Source organism: Pauljensenia sp. 20925_1_27 (assembly GCF_041432835.1).
GTDB lineage: Bacteria > Actinomycetota > Actinomycetes > Actinomycetales > Actinomycetaceae > Pauljensenia.
Genome location: NZ_JAPWAH010000002.1, coordinates 158,518 through 177,465, shown reverse-complemented (window position 1 = coordinate 177,465; position 18,948 = coordinate 158,518). Strand labels below are relative to the sequence as shown.

15 protein-coding genes are annotated in these 18,948 nt (G+C 66.3%); 5 read left to right on the top strand and 10 right to left on the bottom strand.

The features are described 5' to 3' along the window. Positions 1–146: 146 nt before the first annotated feature. From O3684_RS02315 to O3684_RS02290, 6 genes are all read right to left on the bottom strand, one after another. Positions 147–902 (bottom strand): iron ABC transporter ATP-binding protein, encoded by a 756-nt coding sequence (locus O3684_RS02315; RefSeq protein ID WP_500064866.1) that lies wholly within the window; start codon positions 900–902, stop codon positions 147–149. Continuing rightward, positions 899–1,984, bottom strand: coding sequence for an iron chelate uptake ABC transporter family permease subunit (locus tag O3684_RS02310; RefSeq protein WP_500064864.1), 1,086 nt, complete (start codon positions 1,982–1,984; stop codon positions 899–901). Before O3684_RS02310 ends, O3684_RS02315 begins: the two co-directional genes overlap by 4 nt. Beyond that, the gene (locus tag O3684_RS02305; protein WP_500064861.1) at positions 1,981–3,033 is read right to left on the bottom strand and encodes an ABC transporter permease; all 1,053 of its coding nucleotides are present in this window, start codon (positions 3,031–3,033) and stop codon (positions 1,981–1,983) included. The genes O3684_RS02310 and O3684_RS02305 overlap by 4 nt, the downstream gene beginning before the upstream one ends. Positions 3,034–3,090: 57 nt before the next feature. Continuing rightward, complete coding sequence (locus tag O3684_RS02300; RefSeq protein WP_500064857.1) at positions 3,091–4,104, bottom strand: siderophore ABC transporter substrate-binding protein; 1,014 nt, start codon at positions 4,102–4,104, stop codon at positions 3,091–3,093. Between the two features lie 489 nt (positions 4,105–4,593). After that, positions 4,594–6,675, bottom strand: coding sequence for an NAD(+) synthase (locus O3684_RS02295; protein WP_500064856.1), 2,082 nt, complete (start codon positions 6,673–6,675; stop codon positions 4,594–4,596). A gap of 21 nt (positions 6,676–6,696) precedes the next feature. Then, on the bottom strand, positions 6,697–7,446 hold the full coding sequence (locus tag O3684_RS02290) for an NUDIX hydrolase (protein WP_500064855.1): 750 nt from the start codon (positions 7,444–7,446) through the stop codon (positions 6,697–6,699). Between the two features lie 100 nt (positions 7,447–7,546). Here O3684_RS02290 and O3684_RS02285 point away from each other — a divergent pair, with 100 nt between their 5' ends. Then, positions 7,547–8,557, top strand: coding sequence for an SPFH domain-containing protein (locus O3684_RS02285; RefSeq protein WP_500064852.1), 1,011 nt, complete (start codon positions 7,547–7,549; stop codon positions 8,555–8,557). Between the two features lie 2 nt (positions 8,558–8,559). Continuing rightward, positions 8,560–9,465 carry a diacylglycerol kinase catalytic domain-containing protein gene (locus O3684_RS02280; protein WP_500064851.1) on the top strand — a complete coding sequence of 302 codons (906 nt, stop codon included), beginning with the start codon at positions 8,560–8,562 and terminating at the stop codon, positions 9,463–9,465. 201 nt (positions 9,466–9,666) lie between these two features. On the opposite strand, the gene O3684_RS02275 is transcribed toward O3684_RS02280, so the two are convergent. The 4 genes from O3684_RS02275 to pta form a co-directional block, all read right to left on the bottom strand. Then, positions 9,667–10,422: an NAD-dependent protein deacylase gene (locus O3684_RS02275; protein ID WP_500064850.1), complete on the bottom strand. Its 756-nt coding sequence runs from the start codon at positions 10,420–10,422 to the stop codon at positions 9,667–9,669. Between the two features lie 143 nt (positions 10,423–10,565). Beyond that, positions 10,566–11,528 (bottom strand): DUF3800 domain-containing protein, encoded by a 963-nt coding sequence (locus tag O3684_RS02270; RefSeq protein ID WP_500064849.1) that lies wholly within the window; start codon positions 11,526–11,528, stop codon positions 10,566–10,568. 200 nt (positions 11,529–11,728) lie between these two features. Next, entirely contained in the window at positions 11,729–12,928 is a 1,200-nt protein-coding gene (locus O3684_RS02265) for an acetate/propionate family kinase (RefSeq protein ID WP_500064848.1), read from the bottom strand. Between the two features lie 96 nt (positions 12,929–13,024). Beyond that, positions 13,025–14,503 carry a phosphate acetyltransferase gene (pta, locus tag O3684_RS02260; RefSeq protein WP_500064846.1) on the bottom strand — a complete coding sequence of 493 codons (1,479 nt, stop codon included), beginning with the start codon at positions 14,501–14,503 and terminating at the stop codon, positions 13,025–13,027. 225 nt (positions 14,504–14,728) lie between these two features. Here pta and O3684_RS02255 point away from each other — a divergent pair, with 225 nt between their 5' ends. From O3684_RS02255 to O3684_RS02245, 3 genes are all read left to right on the top strand, one after another. Continuing rightward, a complete protein-coding gene (locus O3684_RS02255; protein WP_048674694.1) occupies positions 14,729–14,998 on the top strand; it encodes a hypothetical protein in 270 nt (89 codons plus the stop codon). 167 nt (positions 14,999–15,165) lie between these two features. After that, positions 15,166–16,497 carry a dicarboxylate/amino acid:cation symporter gene (locus tag O3684_RS02250; protein WP_500064844.1) on the top strand — a complete coding sequence of 444 codons (1,332 nt, stop codon included), beginning with the start codon at positions 15,166–15,168 and terminating at the stop codon, positions 16,495–16,497. A 171-nt stretch (positions 16,498–16,668) separates the two neighbouring features. After that, positions 16,669–18,924, top strand: a complete 2,256-nt coding sequence (locus O3684_RS02245; RefSeq protein WP_500064842.1) for a 6-phosphofructokinase — start codon at positions 16,669–16,671, stop codon at positions 18,922–18,924. Positions 18,925–18,948 lie beyond the last annotated feature (24 nt).

Here is an 18,948-nt window from a genome sequence, read left to right as displayed (position 1 = left end):
GAACCCCTCGAAAGATAAGCGTTTCACGGCCGTTTCACGAAGGGCCGCGCGCCCATTCTACCCGGCCCCGGCCTCGTCGCCGCTGAGGCGGGCGGGCAGCGGCGGCGGAAACAGCGGCCTCCGAGAAAAGCGCGACCCAGCTCCGCTCAGAAGTAGCAGGCGATCGGGCCGTTGGGACCCGGCACGACGGTGACGGGGGTGTCGAAGATGTCGGTGAGGACCTCGTCGCGCATGATCTCCTCGGGCGTGCCCATGAAGGCGACCCTCCCGTCCTTGAGTGCGCAGATCTGGGAGGCGTAACGCGCCGCGAAGTTGATGTCGTGCAGGACGATGACGATCGTGCGAGAAAACTCGCGCGCCGCCCGCTCCAGCATCCGCATCATCTCGACGCTGCGCGCGATATCCAGGTTGTTGAGGGGCTCGTCTAGCAGGACGTACTCCGTCTCCTGGGCGAGCACCATGGCGACGTAGGCGCGCTGACGCTGTCCGCCCGACAGCTGGTCCAGGTAGCGCCCTTCGAGCTCCTCCAGGTCGAGGAAGCCGATGTAGCGGTCGATGATGGTCTCATCCTGCGCGCTCAGGCGTCCCTTCGAGTGGGGGAAGCGCCCGAAACCCACCAGCTGGCGCACCGTGAGGCGCGAAATGAAGTGGTTCTCCTGGCGCAGGATCGACAGGGTGCGCGCCAGCTCGGAGGACTTCGTTGTGGCCACGTTGAGGCCGCCGACCTCGATCGTGCCCTCGTCGATGCCCAGGAGGCGCCCGATCATGGTGAGGATCGTGGACTTTCCCGCGCCGTTGGGGCCCACGAGCGCCGTGATGCCGCCCGTGGGGATGTCGAGGGAGACCTCACCGATGCGCACGGACGGGGAGTACTGCTTGACGACGGAATCGATGGAGATCACAGGCGGCCCTTCCGCAAAATAGTGACGATGAACGCGAGTCCGCCGACGAACTCGATGATGATGGAGACGACGCCCTGCGTGTTGAACACGTGATTCATGACGAAGTACGCGCTGGCCAGGATCGCTGCGCCCAGGGCGACGGACATCGCGAAGATGTAGCGGTGATCGTGCGTGTCCGAGAACTGGTAGGCCAGCGTCGCCACGAGGAACCCGAGGAACGTCATGGGACCCACGAGGGCCGTGGATGTGGCCATGAGGATCGACACCAGGACGAGGACAAGCACGGACGTGCGGCGGTGGTTCAGGCCCAGGTTGGTGGCCGTCTCGCGCCCGAGCGAGAGCACCGACAGCTGGCGGGTGAGGGCGACGAGGGCGATGGCCGCAGCCGCGACGAGGGGAACCGCGATGGGGAAATACTCCTTCTGGGCGTTCGCGATCGACCCGAAAAGGCGCGCGGTCAGCACGTCGAACTCCGAGGGCGTGAGCAGCCTCTGCATGAAGGTGGAAATCGACCCGAGGCCCGCGCCCAACATGACGCCGATGAGGAGCATCGCGTGCATCGAGGCCCGCTGCGAGGTGAGCAGCCACGAGTACAGCACGAGGGTCAGGGCGATCATGAGGGCGAGCTGCCCGACGAAGTTGCCGACTGTCGCCGACGCGCCCAGGCCAGCGACGCCCAGGAAGAAGATCGTGGAGGTGTGGATCGCCCGGTACAGGGACTCAAATCCGAGGATCGAGGGCGTGATGATGCGGTTGTTCGCCACCGTCTGGAAGGCGACCGTCGCCATGCCCTGGCACACCGCGACGATGGCGATCGCGAGGACCGCGAAGGCGCGCCGGCGGGCGAGCCTCCAGAACACCGGGGTGCCGAACTGTGCGGGATTCTTCCAGGCGATGAGGCCGATGCAGGCGAGGATCGCGACCGCGCACACAACCCCGAAGAGGATCCACCAGCGACGCCGTGCGGCCGGGGAGGTGAAGGCGCCGGTGCGTCGGGTGGGGTGTTTCGTGCGCGCGGACGAGGCCGGGGCGGGGGCCGGGGAGGAGGCCTCGCGTTGTGCGGGGGAAGTCAGGGCGCTCACAGGACGGCTCCCTTCTTGGCCTGGCGCAGCACGAGCGCGATAAAGACGAAAGCGCCGAGGACACCCAGGATGACCGACACGGGCATCTCGAAGGGGGAGATGATCGTGCGCGCCAGGAGGTCCGTGACCGTCACGAGCGCGATGCCCGCCAGGCACACCCACGGCAGGTTCGTGCGCAGGTTGTCGCCCATGGACATGGACACGAGGTTGGGAACGATGAGGCCCAGGAACGGCAGGGAACCGACGACCACGGTGACGACGCCGGTGGCCACGGCCACGAGCCCCGTCGCGATGAGGATCATGCGGTGATAGTTGACGCCAAGCGACACCGCGATGTCCTCGCCGAGGGACACGGCCGTCAGGCGATCCGCCATGACGAACACAATTGCGACGATGATGGCGACGATCCACAGGATCTCGTACTGGCCCTCGTACACCGACGTGAAAGACCCCTGGAACCACACCGACACGCTCTGCAGGGTGTTCGTCTCGAGGGCCAGGAACGTCGAGATCGCGGAGACGACCGCGCCGAGCATCATGCCCATGATCGGCACGAGCAGCGAGGAACGCAGCGAGACGCGGCGCAGCAGGGCGAAAAACACCATCGTGCCCACGAACGCGAAGACGATCGCGCAGGTCATGCGCACCAGGATCGGGGCGCCGGGCCACACGATCATGATGACGAGCAGACCCAGGCCCGCCCACTCGGTCGTGCCCGTCGTGGAGGGCTCTGCGAAGCGGTTCTGGGTGACCAGCTGCATGACCAGGCCGCTCATCGACATCGCGGCCCCGGACAGGATGAGCGCGATCGTGCGAGGGACGCGCACGGCGAGGAAGATCTGCCAGCCGTCGTCCTGGGAGAGGATCGAGTATTCGCCGGTCGATAGCGACAGGACGAGAAGCGCAGCTACGGCGAGCGTGGCCAGGGCGAGCGCCAGGGGGCGACGCTTCGACGAGGCCGGGGTGGCCTCGCGCGCGGGGGCTTTGCTGGATGAGGCCTCGCTCGTTGCGGTGTCCGCGGGAGGTGCGGTGGTGGGGGAGTGTGTCATAGGAAAACGGGGTGCGGGTGCCGCCCGTTGGGCGGCACCCGCTTGTGTGTCAGAGGGTCACTTCTTCGCGGCTTCGAAGGCGTCCGCGATGGAGTTGAAGATCTCCGTGTAGGTGATGATGGACTCGTTGGTGTACGTGTCATTCGGCGCGTACAGAACGTGCTTGTTCTGCAGCGCAGCGACGTTCTGCAGGGCAGCGTTGCCGTTGATGACGGTCTCGGCTGGCGTGTTGGAGCCATCCTTGGTAATCGCGGCGTCGCGGTCGAGGACGAAGATCCATGCCGGGTTGGCCTCGGCAATCGCCTCGACGGAGATGTCGTCACCGGTGTGCGAGTCGGTCGAACCCTCGACCTCGAGGGCGGGCTTCAGGCCGAGCAGGTCGAAGACCGGGCCCCACGTGCGGCCCTTGCCGGGCGCCACGTAGCCGATGTTGCCGCCGGAGACGTCCACCGCCATGACGGTCGAGGAGCCGTCGTAGGCCTTCTTCGCGCGCTCGATCGAGGCGTTGAAGTCGTCGACGAGCTTCTTGGCCTCGTCCTGCTTGCCGAAGATCTCGCCCAGGTCGGTGACCTCGCGGATAAGCTCCTGATCGAAGGGCTGGCCCTCGCGTGGCTCCAGGTTGATGAGCGGGACGTCGGGCGCCAGTTCCTTGATCTGAGCGTCGAACTTGGAGAAGCGCTGACCGGAGATGATGAGGTCGGGTTCGGCGGCGACCAGGGCCTCCAGGTTGGGGTCGCGGTGCATGCCCACGTCGGCGATGTCATCGCCGTTGTACGCGGTGACGGTGGAGGGGATCAGCTTCTTGGGAACGGCGACGAGCGGCACGTCCCACTGCGCGAGGACCTCGAAGGTGCGGTTGTCAAGGGAGGCTGCGCGGGTGACGGGCAGCTTGATCTCGGCCGGGCCGTCGTTCGCCTCGATGCTCACGGACGAGGCCTGGGTGGCCTGCGTGGTCTCGCTCGGCGAAGCGGAGGACTGGGAGGAAGAAGTGGTGGCGCCGGAAGAGCATGCGGCCAGCCCGAGGGCGGCGATGGCGGCGATGGCGGCCAGGGAGGTGGTCGTACGAGACATCATTTCTCCGTAGAGGTATCTGTGCTTGGGCTTAAATAGGAAAAGCAAGGCTTACCTAACTGCCAAACCAACCATACAGATATTTTGAGCCTCGTGCGTGTGAATACGCGCATAGTTTCGCGCCTCGATGCCCTCGTCGGGGCCCGTGTTTGCGTGTGTCTCGGTCGGCTACGGTCCCCTCTTGGCGGCCGTGCCACCCGCCGGTTGCAGCCCTCTCTCGCTGGTCACAGCTTTCTGCAGATTCCTGCTGTCAATCTCACATATTCCATGAAAAGCGCAGGAAATTTGGTTTTCCTAATATTTGTTAACACGTTGAAAAGTGGCTTGTTTTCAACGTTTTCAACGTGGGGCTTCGTAACGCGTTTGGGGAATTGCATGCGAAATTAGGTGTGCGACGTGTCGCCGGTTATCGTGAGTATGCCAAGGGGCGGTGCTCGCGTGAGCACCGCCCCTCAGAGAACAGCATGGGTTCCCGAGCGAAACGCTAGGTCAGTCGACCAGGCCCTTCACGGCCTCGTCGAGCTCGGCGACCCAATCCGCGCCCGACACGTCCGACGGCATGCGCCAATCCCCGCGCGGGGACAGGGAGCCGCCGGCCATGACCTTCGGGCCGTTAGGCAGCGCGCTGCGCTTGAACTGCTGGCTGAAGAAACGCCACAGGAACAGGCGCTCCCACTTGACGATCTCGTCCAGCGAGTACGCGACCTTGTCCTCCTCGGGGAAGCCGACCGGCCACGAGCCCGTGGAAGCGTCCGACCAGGCCTTCTCCGCGAGGAACGCGATCTTCGACGGGCGCGCGCCGCGGCGCAGCACGTAGTACAGCGTGAAGTCCTGCAGGTTGTAGGGACCGATCTTGTCCTGCGTGGACTGCATCTTCTCGCCCGGCTTGGCGGGAACCAGCTCGGGGGAGATCTCGGTGTGCAGGATCGACAGGAGGACCTCGCCGACGCGCTCGTCGAACTGCTTGGAGGCCACGACCCAGCGGATCAGGTGCTGCATGAGGGTCTTGGGTACGCCCGTGTTGACCGCGTAGTGGCTCATCTGGTCGCCCACGCCGTACGTGCACCAGCCCAGCGCCAGCTCGGACAGATCGCCCGTGCCCAACACGATGCCGCCCAGGTGGTTGGCGAGGCGGAACAGGTAGTCGGTGCGCAGGCCCGCCTGGACGTTCTCGAAGGTCACGTCGTAGGTGGCCTCGCCCTCGCCGTAGGGGTGGCCGATGTCGGCGAGCATCTGCGTGGCCGCCGGGCGGATGTCGATCTCCTGGAAGGAGGTGCCCAGGTACTCGCACAGCAGGGTCGCGTTCTTCTTGGTGCGCTCGGAGGTGGCGAAACCGGGCAGTGTGTAGCACAGGATGTCCGTGCGCGAACGGCCCAGCAGGTCCATCGCGCGGGAGGCCACGACCAGCGCGTGCGTCGAATCCAGGCCGCCCGAGACGCCGATGACGATCTTCGGGTTGCCGATCGCTCGCAGGCGCTGCACGAGGCCGGCCACCTGAATGTTGTAGGCCTCGTAGCAGTCCTGCTCCAGGCGGGTGGGGTCGTTGGGGACGAAGGGGAAGCGGTTGACGGAGCGCTCCAGGCCTAGGTCGGTGTGCGGCGGGTCGAGTGTGAACTCGACCTCCTGCGGGGCCATGCGCTCGTCACCTGCGAAGTAGCGCTGTGCGTTGTCCGTGAACGAGTTCTGGCGCTTGCGTTCGGTGCACAGGCGCTCCAGGTCCACGTCGGCGATCGTAATGTGCGCGCCCTCCTGGAAACGCTCGCCGATCGCGAGGCGTTCCCCGGCCTCGTAAATCATGGTTTCGCCATCCCAGGCGAGGTCCGTGCTGGACTCACCCATGCCGGCCGCCGTGTACACGTAGGCCGCGCAGCAGCGCGAGGAGATCGAGCGCACCATGAGCTCGCGATCCGCGCCGCGCCCGACGGTGATCGGGGAGGCGGACAGGTTTGCCAGGACGGTCGCGCCCGCGAGTGCCAGCTCCGTGGACGGGGAGGCGGGCACCCACATGTCCTCGCAGACTTCGATGCCGACGGTCAGTCCGGGCACGTCGTCGGCGGACAGGAGGACTGGGCCGAAGGGGACCCACACGGGGCCGCCGCTGAATTCTTCGACGCCGCCCCATGGCACTTCGATGCGCTCGCAGGCGCGCGGGGGCATGGTCACGAAGTGGCGCTTCTCGTAGAACTCGCGGTAGTTAGGCAGATGCGATTTGGGGACGATCGCGAGGACGCGTCCGCGGTGGATCGCGACCGCGCAGTTGTACAGTGCGTTGTCCTTGCGCAGGGGTGCGCCGACGATGAGGAGGGGGAGTAGGTCGGCGCTGGCCTCGACGATTTGTGCGAGGGCCTTCTCGACGTTGTCGAGGAGCACGTCCTGCAGGAGGAGGTCGTCGATAGCGTATCCGGAGACGCACAGTTCGGGGAAGACACCCATGGCGACGCCGCGCGCATCGAGCTGGCGGGCCGCGTCGATGATCTCGCGCGCGTTCTCGAAGGGGCGGGCAGGGTGTACGGGCAGGGTCACGGCGGCGACGCGCGCAAAGCCCTGATCGTAGAGGGAATGGAAGTTCATAGTTCTCCTTTGGTACTGGGCTTATTCTTGCGTACTCGGCGCGCTCGCGCTCTTCGGTGACGAGGCCGGGGCGGGCGGGCGGCGCAGGGGAGGATCGAGGACGAAAGCGGTGTCGTCGACGCCGGGAACGAGGCGGTAGAGGGCAGCCGGGCGACCTGCCCCTTCGCGCACGGTGCCGCCCGTCGGCTCAATGAAGGAAGCTGTCTTTGTTGCTTTGCGGTGGAAGTTGCGCGGGTCGAGTGCCGAGCCCCAGATGGCCTCGTAGGTGGTGCGCAGCTGTGTGATCGTGAATTCGGGGCCGCAGAAGGACGTGGCCAGGGGGGAGTATTCGATCTTGGAGCGGGCGCGCTCGACTCCGTCCGCGAGGATGCTCGCGTGGTCGAAGGCGAGGGGTGAATTGGGCGCAAGGAGGGCGTCGACGGGGCACCAGAGCGCTCCCGAGGCGTCGCCTCCCGCGCGGGCCGGCGCAAAAGATGGGGCGAGGAGGAGGTAGGCAACCGAGAGGACCGGCCCTCGGGGGTCTCGTCCCTGCGGCCCGTAGGTACACAGCTGTTCGAGGTGGCCAGGGGGCGTGATGCCGGTTTCTTCCGCCAGTTCGCGCGCTGCAGCTTCCTCGGTTTGTTCACCCTCGCGCAGGAAGCCGCCGGGCAGGGCCAGGTGGTCCTTGAAGGGCTCGATGCCGCGACGCACGACGAGGGCGTGAAGGGTGTGGTCGATGACCGTCAGGGCGACGATGTCGACCGCGATCGGAACAGTGAGGGGCTGTGTCATGGTGTCATCCTACCCAATTTGCGTCGAGTTGACATTAAATACCTGACGGGGTTATCGTCATCCTGACATAAACAAGTGGGTCACCAACCAAGGAGCCATCATGGGAACTCTTCACCACCACCCCTTCTTCATCCGCTACCAGGGCGGGGCCGGCGACCATGTCGTCCAGATCCGCGCCGGACGCACCATCCGATCCGGTGTCGGCCAGTCCTTCTGGCTACGAGCCGGACGCTGCGCGCTCGCGGAAGTCCCCACCGCCAACCGCGCTCACAGCTTCCTCGTCCAGGCGACGACCTCCGACCAGCAAAACATCAACGCGCAGGTGGCCATCACCTACCACATCGAGGACGCCGAGGCCGCCGCGGCTCACTACGACTTCGGGCTCTACCCGCGCGAGGCCGGGGCGGACGCCCAGGGCCTGTGGCAGATCGACGAAACCGTCACCCGCATCGCTTTCTCCGCCCTGGCCTCGGCGATTGGGGAGATGACGCTGACCGACGCCATCACCGGATCCCTTGAACGGGTTGGCCGCGTGCTGACCCAAGCCTTCGCCTCCGATGAGCAGCTGCGGGCCACCGGCGTCGCCGTCGTCGACGCGCGCCTGCTGAGCCTGCGCCCGGACGAGGGCGTCGAATCCTCCCTGCGCGCCCCGCTCCTTGAGCAGCTTCAGGCCGAGGCCGACCGCGCCCTCTACGAGCGCCGCGCACTCGCCGTCGAGCGCGAATCCCAGATCTCTGAAAACGAGATGCAATCCAAGCTCGACCTGGCCCGCAAGCGCGCCGACCTGGTCGATCAGGAAGGTCACAACGCGCGTCGCGAAGCCGAGGAGAAGGCCGCCGCCGACGCGATCGCCGTCGAATCGGAAGCCCGCCGCATCACTGAGAAGGCCAAGGCATACGAGATCGACTGGAACACCGCGGGCCGCGCACGCATCGCCAACGACGCGGCCTACATCCAGGCCCTCGCCGAGGCCGGCCCCGAAGTGGCGCGCGCCCTCGCCCTGAAGGAAATGGCCAAGAACATGCCGTCCTTCGGAAACATCACCATTACCGCCGACGTGTTGAGTGACCTCGTCTCGGCGTTCACCGGTCACGCGAAGGAAGGCAAGTAACCATGCGTCGCCGCGCCGTCATCGTCCGTCGCCCCACCGAGTTCGACGAGCTCATGGACCGCTACTCCACGCGCGGCCAGGTCGAATTCGTCCTGCGCTCGCGTGGACGCACCCTCGAGTCCGTCGAACGTGCTCACGAGGCGCACGTGTCCGCGCTGGCCCACGTGCGGGCAGGCATCCCGGACGGGTGGGCGAGCGCCGACGTGGAGCGCGACTCCCTCTCGCGTTTTCTCTTCGCCCCCGAGGATGTCATTGTCGTCGTGGGACCCGACGGTCTGGTCGCCAACGTCTCCAAGTACGCGGGCGACCAGACCGTGGTTGGCATCAACTCGGTGCCCCAGTCCAACGCAGGCGTGCTCGTGCGATGCACGCCCGACCAGGGGGTCGCCGCCCTGGGTCGCATCGACGCGGGCGCGGACCTGCGGGTGGATCAGCTGACGATGGTGCGCGCGAGCGCCGACGACTCGCGCACGCTCACAGCCCTCAACGAGGTTTTTATCGGGCATCACAGTCACCAGAGCGCCCGCTACGAGCTGTCCGTGGGCTCATCCGTCGAGCGCCAATCCTCCTCCGGTGTCGTCGTCTCCACCGGAACCGGGGCGACCGGGTGGGGTGCCTCCCTTAAGCGAGGCCGCCACATGGGGGAGCTGCCCGCCCCGACCTCGCGCTCGCTCGCGTGGTTCGTGCGCGAGGCGTGGCCCTCGCCCTACACCGGAGTCGAGCACACCGAGGGCCTCCTGGACGACGGTGAGGATCTCAGCCTCGTCGTTGGCTCCGAATCCCTCGTGCTCTTCGGCGACGGCATGGAGTCAGACCGCCTGACCCTCACCTGGGGGCAACGCGTGCGGATCGCTCGCGCCCCGCGAGCCCTCGCCCTCGTCGATCCCGCTGGCCTGGGGGAGGAGTAAGCCTGCGGGGCGGTGCAAGGCGTGCATATGCGGATAGGTTACGAACATCCGGATAGGTTATGAAGATACGGATAGGAAAATAAGCTATCCGTATGCGCACAACCTATCCATATGCGCACAACCTATCCGCATGTGCGCAGGGGAGGTGGCACCTGTGCGTTGGGGCCGTGGCCTGTGAGCGAATCCCGCGCGCTCCAAGCCCTACGCGGGCAGAACACCCTCCGCGCGCAGCTGGTCCATGACGCGATCGAGTGTGGCACCCACCGGCTCGCGAACAATCAGGTCGGCGCGGGCATCGGCCGAGGTCGGGGTGGCGTTCATGAGAACCAGGTGGTCCCCGGAGAAGTAGTTGATGAGGCCAGCTGCCGGGTACACCACGAGGGACGTGCCAGCCACGATCAGCGTGGACGCCCGCGCGATGGCTGACACGGCGGCCTCGATGACGGCCTCGTCGAGGGATTCGCCGTACATGACGATGTCCGGGCGCATCTGCCCGCCGCACGATGGGCACGCGGGCACCGGGTCCCCGTCGACGGTGACGGCATCGCGCAACGCTGCGACCGCCCCACACTGCGTGCACTCGAGCCGCTCCCAGTTGCCGTGCAGCTCCCACACGGTGCGGGATCCGGCCCGCTGGTGCAGGCCGTCAATGTTCTGCGTGATGACAGCGTCGAGGTGTCCCGCTCCCTCTAATAAAGCCAACGCCCTGTGCGCGCCGTTGGGTTCCACGGGGCGGTAGATCTCGTGGAACCACTCCCAGTACGCCTCGGGGTGCTGGGTGAAAAAGTCGATGCTCAGGACCGTTTCGAGGGGGATCTCGCGTTCCTGGAAGTAGAAGCCGTTCGCCCCGCGAAAATCGGGGATCCCGGACTCGGTCGAGACGCCTGCGCCGCCGAAAAACACGGTCGACGGGGAATCCGCAATCCACTCGGCCAGGGTGGAAACGTCGCTGTTCATGAGGCCCTCCTCGACATAACTACTCTCCCAGGATACGCCCGAGGCCGGGGCCCCACGTGGGAACCCCGGCCTCGTGCGGAAAAGCCGATCAGGCGAAGGTCAGCGCCTGGCGGGCGATCGCCAGCTCCCGGTGTGTCTTGACGTCAGCAGATTGAAGACGACGGTTTGCTCGGGGTCGGTGCACTTGCACGAGCGTGCACGAGCTGGAGGCGAGAGAGATTCTCGGCAGACATGCCGGTCAGGGAATCGAGGTGGGGTCGTGCCCTGTCGAGAATCCGGATGTGGTGGATGTTATCGATGCTGCGTCGATGAAACTGGAGGGTGGATTCATACGTGAAACCTCCACGCAGATCAGCGATAAAACTGTCTGCTACCCATCGGTAGGAGCTGTTGAGAACCAGTTGATAGTCGCATGCGCGACCAATGAGAGCCGCGACCCAGTCTGCGCACTGGATGTTCGTCGAAAGCTCCGAGTCGATATATGCGGGGGCTTCGAGGATTCTCAGCATCTCCTGGTGATCCTTGATGCGACTGTAGATGTGGGCGTAGCTGCGTGTCACCTGGTGGAAGCGTTGCTTCTCGTTGATCATGTCCTGGAAGAGGAGTATGTTCTGGTCTTCGTGTTCGGCGTGCCTGCAGAGCCGGTTGATCGCTTCACCCAGGCACTCAAGCGTTCTTTCTTCTCGCATGGCCTCCCAACTATTGCCGGTGTCTTTTCCCCACACCTGTCCGGGGGAGCCGATGGGTTTTTCACGCACGAAGTAGAAGAGCTTGCCGCCATACCTACTCGGGATTCGTGCGAGAAGTGAGCGCAGTTCAACTACTTCCTGACGTCCTGCACGCCCCATCGCGTGTTTGCTGAGGAGGTCAGACCCTTTGCGTTCCCACGTAGGAGCGTAATCTCCTGGCTCTTCTGTGCCCTCGCCGCAGAGGAATGAGTAGAACTTCTTCTTGGTTGCTGCGACATCTCGCGATAAAGCATGGACATGCTGTTCAGGGATGACGAAGCCTGCATAGCCAAAGACAGGTGAGGTATTGAATCTCTTGTGGTCCTTTGAAATAAAAGCGCCGGCCTCGCCAACTTCGTCGATGTAAGCGATGAGCATGTTTCCCCTCACTGAGAGACGCAAAGACCCACGGCGCAACGTGTGCGCTCGTGGGCCCGCGGATCGGCACTCTGCGAGGACTTGCTCGCCGTTACCACTTCTGATCGTAGTCGGTGTGTTGGCGTGCAGTCAATAGTGGACGTGGATACGCCCGAGGCCGGGGCCCACGTGGGAACCCCGGCCTCGGGCGGAAAAACCGATCAGGCGAAGGTCAGCGCCTGGCGGGCGATCGCCAGCTCCTCGTTGGTCGGGTAGACGACGAGGGTGACGGCCGAGTCGGGAGCGGACACGATGCGCGGCTCCTTGACGCGGCCCTTGTTGGCCTCGACGTCGATCTTGACGCCGAAGGGGGCGAGGGCCTCGGCCAGCTCGCGGCGCACGTCGTCGTCGTTCTCGCCGATGCCGGCGGTGAAGGTGATGACGTCCAGGCCGCCGAGCTCAGCGGCGTAGGAACCCACGTACTTCAGCAGGCGGTTGATGTACACGTCCATGGCGGTACGGGCGCGCTTGGCGGCCTCGGGGTCGGAGGTGTTGTTGATGACCTCCCACACGGAGCGCATGTCGGACTCGCCGGTCATGCCCTTCATGCCGGACTTCTTGTTGAAGAGTGTGTCGACCTCGTCGACGGTCATGCCGGCGACGCGCTGCAGGTGGAACACGACGGCGGGGTCGATGTCGCCGGTGCGGGTGCCCATCATGAGGCCCTCGAGCGGGGTCAGGCCCATGGAGGTGTCGATCGGCTTGCCGTTCTTGACAGCGGAAGCGGACGCGCCGTTGCCCAGGTGCAGGACGATCTGCTTGAGGTTGTCGCGGCCCAGCATCTTGGAGATTTCCTGGGAGACGAACTGGTGGGAGGTGCCGTGGGCACCGTAGCGGCGCACCGAGTACTTCTCGGCGGTCTCGGTCTCGAGGGCGTACAGGGCGGCCTTGTCGGGCAGCTGCTGGAAGAACGCGGTGTCGAAGACGGCGACGTGGGGGACGTCGGGCATGAGCTCACGCGCCACGTCGATGCCCTTGAGGTGGGCGGGGTTGTGCAGCGGAGCCAGCGGGCACAGTTCTTCGATCAGGTTGCGGACCTCGTCGGTGATGAGGGCCGGGCCGTCGAAGTAGCGGCCGCCCTGAACGATGCGGTGGCCGACGGCGACGACGTTCGCATCAGCCAGTGACGGGCCCTCCGTGTCGAAGAGGCGCAGGACTTCACGCATGCCGACGGTGTGGTCGGGAACCGGGAGCTCTTCCTTGGTGACGGCGTCGCCGTGCTCATGCTTGATGAGGCCGGTGGTGTCACCGATGCGCTCGACGATGCCCTTGGCGATGGCGTCGCCGGTCTCGGGGTCGACGAGCTGGTACTTGATGGAGGAGGAGCCAGAGTTAATGACGAGAACGGAGGACGAGGTCACGCGTTCGCCTTTCGTGTTGTGGGGTTGGGGGATAAAGGACGAGGCCGGGGCCCGTTTACGTGTAATGGTAACCGGACCCCGGGGGCTCGTTCCCGTTCAGCCCTGGGCCTGGACGGCGGTCAGGGCGACGGTGTTGACGATGTCTTCGACGAGGGCGCCGCGCGACAGGTCGTTGACGGGCTTGTTGAGGCCCTGCAGGACCGGGCCGACGGCGAGCGCGCCGGAGGAGCGCTGGACGGCCTTGTAGCCGATGTTTCCGGCTTCCAGCGAGGGGAAGACGAAGACCGTGGCCTTGCCGGCGACGTCGGAGCCGGGCAGCTTCTTGGAGGCGACGGCCGCGTCGACGGCCGCGTCGAACTGGATGGGGCCTTCGATGGCCAGCTCGGGGGCCTTCTCGCGTGCGAGGCGGGTGGCTTCGACGACGGCGTCAACGTCGGGGCCGGATCCGGAGGTGCCGGTGGAGTAGGAGAGCATGGCGACGCGCGGGGTGACGCCGAACTGGGCGGCGGTGCGCGCGGAGGTCACGGCGATGTCGGCGAGCTGCTCGGGCGTGGGGTTGGGGTTGACGGCGCAGTCGCCGAATGCCCACACGCGGTCCTTCATCGCCATGAGGAAGATGGAGGAGACGACGGAGACGCCGGGGGCGGTCTTGATGATCTGGAAGGAGGGGACGATCGTGTGCGCGGTCGTGTGGGCGGCGCCCGAGACCATGCCGTCGGCGTCGCCCATGTGGACCATCATGGTGCCGAAGTAGGACACGTCGGTGACCTTTTCGCGGGCCTGTTCGAGGGTGACGCCCTTCTTGGCGCGCAGGCGTGCGAATTCTTCGGCGTAGCGCTCGAGGTATGCGGGGTCGCCCACGGAGACGACCTGGGCGGCGCTCAGGTCGAGGCCGAGTTCGCCGGCGCGCTTGGCGACGTAGTCGGCGTCGCCCACGAAGGTGATGTCGGCGATGCCGGCGGCGAGGACCTGGGCGGCGGCCTGCAGGACGCGGTCGTCGTCGGGCTCGGGCAGGGCGATGCGCTTGCGGTCGGCGCGGGCACGCTCGATGAGGTCGGCCTGGAAGGCGAGCGGCGTGACGGCGGTGGGGGTGGGGGCCTCGCGCAGGGTGGTGGCGGCGTCCTCGCCGAGGGGCAGGGTGAGAACGGGGACGTCGGCTTCGAGTGCGGGGGCACCGCCGGTCAGGACGACGGCGACGACGGAAGCGGCGGCGGCCTCGGCGCGCAGGCGGGCGGCGGCGATCTCTTCGGCGAGCAGCTCGGCGCTGGCGCCCTCGGCGTCGAAGGCGAGGACGACGCCGGCGCGCGTGGCGGCGGCAAGGTTCAGGTTCCAGGCGACGTGGTCGAAGGCGCGGTTCGAGGCCTCGCGGGCGGGGGAGATGAGCGCGTCGTCGCCGGCAGCGCGCACGGCTTCAACCACGGCGGGCAGGGCGGAGGCGGGACGCAGGGCGGCGTCGGTGGCCGTCGTGCCGGCCAGGGCGTCGACCGTGGTGACGCCGAGAACGCGGGCCAGCTCGTCAGTAGCGAGGGCGGCGGCCTCCGACGAACCGGGGGCAACGACAATAAAGCGGGACACTCGAATGCTCCTTTGATGCGAGAAGTATGTTGCTGGTCTCAGGGACCTTTGGACTAATACTAAACCCGCGCGCCCTCTGAGTCCTATTCCTTCGTTCGGACGAGGCCGGGGTCGGTTCTGTGCGGCACGAGGCCGGGGCTGGGGCGGAGGGGTGGATGTGAGCGGTCGTATGGTCGGGTGTGCTCGTGCGCTAGGGTAGGGGGCGTGAACGATGAGGAGAAGACCATGCGCGCGCGAGTGGGTGCGTGGCTTGGCGCTGCCCTCAGTGCGGTGGGGGTGCTCGGCGTGATAGCGCTGGCCGTGACGGATCACCGTCACCGTGCGGTCATGCTGATGGTCGCTGTGCTCGTCGGGATGGGGGCGCTGCGCCTGTGGACGCCGGGGCGCCCGTGGTTTGCGTCGCGCGCGCGTCTCATGGATGTCGCGGTGTACGTGATTCTCGCCGCGATTATTTGGTGGTTCGCGCCGTACGTGTCGACGCTCGCGGTGCGTTAAATCCGCGGAGTGTGGCCCGCGCGAGGGGTGGATGGCCTCGTCGTTGCGCTCTGACGGCCGCGTGATTTGCGCCGCATCTATCCCGTATCCTGGCTACCGCTTCAAGAATGCGTAAAGTTCGGGCATGCTATGCGTGACCCATCATCCCTATTGTCAAGGTGAAACACATGCGCGAGTTCCTGCGTAAATCCGGAATCCTCGTGTGGGTGATCGCTGCGATCATCCTCGCGACCGTCCTCGGATCCGTCCGTATCGGCGATAACCACTTGGTTCCCGTTGAGATTGGCCGTATCTTTGCGACCTTCTCGGCTATTTTCAGCCAGTTCCTGTCCTTCTCGATCCCGCTGATCATTATCGGCCTCGTGACCCCCGCTATCGCTGACCTGGGCCGAGGCGCGGGTAAGTGGCTGGGTATTACGACGGCGATCGCCTACGCGTCGACGCTGTTCTCGGGCTTCCTCACCTACCTGGTGTGTGCGTCGCTCTTTCCGCGCCTCCTCGCCTCGACCCAGCTGGCCGATGTGGCCGAGCCGGGCAGCGCCCTGGAGTCCTACTTCACTATCGAGATGCCTGCGCCGCTGCAGGTGATGACGGCGCTGCTCCTGTCCTTCGTGGTGGGCCTGGGCCTGTCGATGGTGCCGCGCGGCGTGCTGCGTAAGGGATTCATCGAGTTCCGCGCCATCATTACCCGCCTCATCGAGACGATCATTATCCCGCTGCTGCCGCTGCACATCTTCGGCATCTTCCTGAACCTGACCTACACGGGCGAGGCCGCCTCGGTTATTCGTACGCTGCTGCGCGTCGTCGTCGTGGTCCTGGTCCTCGAGGTCGTCATTCTGCTGACCCAGTTCTGCTTCGCGGGCCTTGTTGCGCGTCGTAACCCCTTCAAGGCGCTGGTGACGATGATGCCGGCTTACCTGACGGCTCTGGGTACCTCCTCCTCCGCGGCCACCATCCCGGTGACGCTGCGCCAGACGAAAAAGAACGGCGTGTCCGACGCGGTCGCGTCCTTCACGATTCCGCTGTGTGCGACGATCCACCTGGCTGGCTCGACCTCGAAGATCTTCTCTTTCGCGTTCGCCATCGTCCTGACGCAGGGCCTGACGGTTTCCTCCCTGCAGTGGGTGGGCTTCATCTTCATGCTGGGCATCACGATGGTCGCGGCCCCCGGCGTCCCCGGCGGCGCCATCATGGCGGCCACGGGCCTGCTGAGCTCGATGCTGGGCTTCAACGACGCGCAGGTCGCGCTGATGATCGCCACCTACATTGCGCTGGACTCCTTCGGTACCGCCACAAACGTGACGGGCGATGGCGCGATCGCGCTCATCGTCGACCGTATGGCCCACGGTTCGATTGGCAACGAGGGTGACCCGGAGAACGCTCGCGAGTTGGCGTTTGACGGCATGGCCTACCTGGACCGTGTGTCCGTCGAGGGCGTTGTGAGCCCCGAGGAGCTGGCGGAGTCGGCCGCACGCAATAGCAGCGAACCGGTCGCCTAGTTTGTTGTGATTGTGCTCGCGCGCGCCCGCCGCCTCGGCGGGCGCGCGCTTGTCGTTTCCTCGGTAAATGGGAGTTAGGCCCTAGTGGTGGAGGCGCAGGTCACGTAGAATGGGACACGATAGGCACACCGGGCTTCGCGGCCCGCTCCGTCAACGAAAGATGGCAGAAAAATGAGCACAGTTCGTATCGGTGTCCTCACGTCGGGCGGTGACGCCCAGGGAATGAACGCGGCCGTTCGCGCCGTTGTGCGCACGGCGCTGGCGCGCGGCGCGCAGCCCTACGCGATCTATGAAGGCTGGCAGGGGGCCTGCACGGGCGGCGATTCCATTAAGAAGATGGAATGGTCGGACGTGTCCTCGATCCTCGCTGAGGGCGGCACGGTGATCGGCACGGCCCGCAGCGCGGACTTCCGCACGTACGAGGGCCGGCACCGCGCGGCCGCGAACCTGCTTGAGCACGGCATCGATCACCTCGTGGTGATCGGTGGTGATGGTTCCCTGTCGGGTACGAACGAGTTCCGCGGCGAGTGGGCGCAGCACGTCGCCGAGCTGGCCGCCGAGGGCGTCATCTCGGCCGAGACCGCGGCCGCTCACCCCGCCCTCATCATCGTCGGCCTCGTTGGCTCGATCGACAACGACATGGTGGGCACGGATATGACGATTGGTGCGGACACTGCGCTGCACCGCATCCTGGACGCCATCGACCAGCTGACCAGCACGGCGGCCTCGCACCAGCGCACGTTCGTCGTCGAGGTCATGGGACGCCACTGCGGCTACCTGCCCCTCATGGCGGCTGTCGCGGGTGGCGCCGACTACGTGTTCACGCCCGAGGACCCGGCGGGTCCTGGCTGGCAGGACGACCTGGCTGAGCACCTGCGCCTCGGCCGCGAGGCCGGCCGCCGCGAGTCCATCGTCCTGGTGGCAGAGGGCGCGCACGACCGTGACGGCAACGAGCTGTCCACGCAGCTGATCGCGGACACGATCCAGGAGCGCACCGGTGAGGATGCGCGCGTGACGATCCTCGGCCACGTGCAGCGCGGCGGTACACCGTCGGCGTACGACCGTTGGATGTCGACGCTGCTGGGCTACGCCGCCGTCCAGGAGATCCTCGCCTCCACGGCCGAGGACGAGCCCGTCATCCTGGGCGTGCGCCGCAACCGCATCACGCGCGTCCCCCTCATGAAGGCCGTCCACGACACGCGCGCGGTCAAGGACCTGATCGCGGCCGGCGACTACGCGGCCGCCCAGGCCTCGCGCGGATCGTCCTTCTCCTCGATGGTGGGCATCAACCAGATTCTGTCTACGCCCCCGCAGCTCACCCCCGAGCCGACGGGCGAGTCCCAGCGCGTCGCGATCCTGCACGCGGGCGGCCTGGCCCCCGGCATGAACACGGCGGCCCGCGTGGCCGTGCGCCTGGGTATCGCCCGCGGCTGGACGATGCTCGGCGTCGACGGCTCATGGAGCGGCCTGGCGGATGACCGCGTGCGTGAGCTGAGCTGGTCCGACGTGGAAGGCTGGGCCTTCAAGGGCGGCGCCGAGCTCGGCACGAAGCGCGACATTCCGCCGGTCGAGCAGTTCTACGCGCTGGGACGCGCCATCGAGCGCAACCAGATCGACGCGCTCCTCGTCATTGGCGGCATGAACGCCTACCTGGGTGTTCACGCGATCACCTCGGAGAAGGATCGCTACCCGGCGTTCCAGATCCCGATCCTGCTCATCCCCGCCTCGATCGACAACAACCTGCCCGGCTGCGAGCTCGCGATCGGCACGGACACGGCGATCAACAACGCGACGTGGGCGATCGATCGCATCAAGGAGAGCGCGGCGGCCTCCAAGCGCTGCTTCATCGCCGAGACGATGGGACGCCGCTGCGGCTACCTGACCCTCATGAGCGCCCTGTCCAGCGGCGCGGAGTACATGTACATCAACGAGGAGTCCCCCTCCCTCGAGCAGATCGCCGCGGACGCTGAGCGGATGGTCGCCTCCTTCAAGTCCGGCAGGCGCCTGTTCCTGACCCTCCTCAACGAGTCGGCGTCCCAGTACTACGACCGGGAGTTCCTGGCCGACGTGTTTAACGCCGAGTCCGAGGGGATCTACGACGTGCGCCACCAGGCCCTCGGCCACATGCAGCAGGGCGGCTCGCCCTCGCCGTACGACCGCCTGCTCGCCACGCGCCTCGTGGCGCGCGCCTTCGAGCAGCTGGTGGACCAGTTTGAGCGCGGCGACCGCGGCGCCTACTACATCGGTCAGGTCGGCGCCGCGATGGAGGCGCGTCCGGTGAAGAACATGTTCGACGACCTCGACCTGGTGAATCGTCGTCCCTTCCACCAGTGGTGGCTCGACCTCGTGCCCGTCCAGCGCATCGTGTCGCTGCAGAACCCGGGCATCGAGGCCACGCCCATCCCCATCGACGATCCGGTCGCCTGACCCGACCGAATTCGCGCGGCGTAC